This window comes from Streptomyces sp. NPDC002690, from assembly GCF_053592415.1.
Genome location: NZ_JBSFVR010000621.1, coordinates 1 through 2,557 on the forward strand (window position 1 = coordinate 1; position 2,557 = coordinate 2,557).

The following is a 2,557-nucleotide window of genomic DNA, read 5'->3' on the forward strand; positions in this document are numbered from 1 at the left end:
GCCAAGGACACGGAAGAGGCGGAAGTACGCCCCGACCACTGGGCCCGGACACCAGTTTCCTGGACCTGCGCCCGGACACCCCGGAACCCCACGACCCGGACATCAGTTTCCTGGACCTGCGCCCGGACACCCCGGAACCCCACGACCCGGACACCAGTTTCCTGGACCTGCGCCCGGACACCCCGGAACCCCACGACCCGGACACCAGCTTTCTGGACCTGCGCCCGGACACCCCGGAACCCCACGACCCGGACATCAGCTTCCTGGACCTGCGCCCGGAGGACGCCGGGGGCGACCCGGAGTGAGCCCTGGAACGGTCGCGGGCCGGCGTGTGACGGACCGTCCGATGACTTACACCGGGGAGCCGAGCGCGGTCGGCACATGAACAAGTCGCAGTCAAACGACGGACGTCCTTCGAGATGTTTCCCCGGACATTGGTAGCCAACCAGCCGATATGGACGGCTCGTTCCGCTCATCCGGGGCATCACCAATGAACATCGAAGGACACGACATGTCTCGTACATGGTTGATCACCGGCGCGTCCCGTGGATTCGGGCGCGCTCTCGCGGAAGCGGTGCTGGCGACCGGTGACCGGTTGGTGGCCACCGCCCGTCGGCCGGAGCAGCTTGCCGATCTGGTCTCCCGCTACGGCGACCGCGTGCTGGCCGTGGCCCTGGACGTCACCGATGTCGAGGCCGCCGGGCGCGCGGTCCAGGCCGGGGTCGAGGCCTTCGGCCGCCTGGACGTGATCGTCAACAACGCCGGGTACGCCAACAGCGGGCCGATCGAGGAGATGGCGGAGGAGGACTTCCGCGCGCAGTTCGAGGCGAACTTCTTCGGAGTCGTCAACGTGACCCGAGCCGCGCTCCCGGTGCTGCGCGAGCAGCGTTCGGGAACCTTCGTGCAGTTCTCCTCCCTCGGTGGCCGGGTCGGCGGCACCCCGGGGATGGGCGCCTATCAGAGCGCCAAGTTCGCGGTGGAGGGCTTCTCCGAAGTTCTCGCCAACGAGGTCGCCCCGTTCGGGGTCAAGGTCGTCATCGTCGAGCCGGGCGCCTTCCGTACGGACTGGCAGGGCTCGTCGATGGAACTGCACGCCGTGGGGGCCGACTACGAGGAGACCGTCGGCGCCATGAACAAGTACCGGGCCGAGAACAACGGCACCCAGCCCGGGGACCCGGTACGTGCCGCGCAGGTCCTCATCGAGGTCGTCGGCGACGACGACCCGCCGCGCAGGCTCCTGCTCGGCGCCCAGTCCGTGGCCATGGCGCTGGAGGCGGGCGAGGCTCGCGCCGCGGAAACCCGGAAATGGGCTGCGGCCAGCGGTGCGGCGGACTTCCCCTCGTAGTCCCTCCCCGCCCTCCCGCGTGGGATTCGGCCGACGCGACGCACCACCGCGTCCGTCGTCCGTCGCGCTTCACCTCCCGCCCGCTTCCGCACCACTAGGCACTCTTCTTTCAAACGTTTCAGGCTTTTTGAAACGCTTTACATCATTTCGTACTCTCTGAAGGAGATCTCTCATGTCTCGCAAGACCTGGCTCATCACCGGCGCTTCCAGCGGACTGGGCAAGGCCCTGGCCGAACACGTCCTGGCCAACGGCGACCAGGTGGTGGCGACCGCCAGCTCGACGCAGGCCACCACCGAGCTGGCCTCCCGCTACCCGGAGACCGCGCTCGCGGTCCGGCTCGACGTCACCGATCCCGCGGACCGGGTGGCCGCGGTGCGCGCCGCCGAGGAGCGTTTCGGAGGCATCGACATCCTGGTGAACAACGCCGCGATCGACTTCATAGGTGCCCTGGAGGAGCAGGAGGAAAGCGACTACCGGCGGCTGTTCGAAGTCAACTTCTTCGGCGCGGTCGCCCTCACCCGGGCGGTGCTGCCCGGCATGCGAGCACGCCGCAGCGGCACGATCGTCAACGTCTCTTCCATGGACGGCCTGGCCAGTCTCCCGGCCAACGGGTTCTACTCGTCCAGCAAGTTCGCGCTGGAGGGCTTCACCGAGGCGTTGTGGCAGGAGATCGAACCCATCGGCCTGCGCGCGATGATCATCCAGCCCGGTTCGTTCCGTACCGGTATCGAGAACCGGACGAAGGCGTCCGGCGAGGCCATCGCGGACTACGCCGACACCGCCGGCGCCTTCCGCGGCATGATGGGCAGTCTCACCCCGGAGATGTTCCCCGGCGACCCGGAGCGGGCCGCCGAGGCGATCTGGCAGGTCGCGACCGCGCAGGAGACCCCCCACTGGGTCGTCCTGGGCAGTGACGCCCAGCGGCGCATCGGCGTCAAGCTCGAACAGCTCCAGGCGGAGTTCGAGGCGGGCAAGGACCTGGCGTACAGCACGGACTTCCCGGGCGCCGCAGCCAACGCGGTTCTCTGACAGCATCGGTGGCGGCGAGTCAGCCGGCCCGCCGAGCGCTCGGACCACACCACCGGTGCTCTCTCTCCGAGCCAGGTGATTCCCCGAGGTGCACACGAGCCCTCCCCCAAGGGCCGTGTGCACCTCCCCGGGCACGTCCCGGACAGCGAAGAACGCCGTCGGCGGCGGGTGGTCGGTCCACC

General features: G+C 68.9%; 2 protein-coding genes and 1 pseudogene. All 3 read left to right on the top strand.

Translation table 11 applies throughout. From position 1 onward, the window contains the following. A pseudogene (locus ACWD3D_RS35960) lies at positions 1 to 305 on the top strand (hypothetical protein); the annotation flags it as partial. 206 nt (positions 306 to 511) lie between these two features. After that, complete coding sequence (locus ACWD3D_RS35965; protein ID WP_451464867.1) at positions 512 to 1,345, top strand: oxidoreductase; 834 nt, start codon at positions 512 to 514, stop codon at positions 1,343 to 1,345. Between the two features lie 172 nt (positions 1,346 to 1,517). Continuing rightward, positions 1,518 to 2,375, top strand: coding sequence for an oxidoreductase (locus tag ACWD3D_RS35970; protein WP_451464868.1), 858 nt, complete (start codon positions 1,518 to 1,520; stop codon positions 2,373 to 2,375). Positions 2,376 to 2,557: the final 182 nt, after the last annotated feature.

Bases quoted from the DNA above. Each gene is read 5' to 3' on its own strand.
- ACWD3D_RS35965 (WP_451464867.1), top strand. From the start codon at position 512: ATGTCTCGTACATGGTTGATCACCGGCGCGTCCCGTGGATTCGGGCGC.
- ACWD3D_RS35970 (WP_451464868.1), top strand. From the start codon at position 1,518: ATGTCTCGCAAGACCTGGCTCATCACCGGCGCTTCCAGCGGACTGGGC.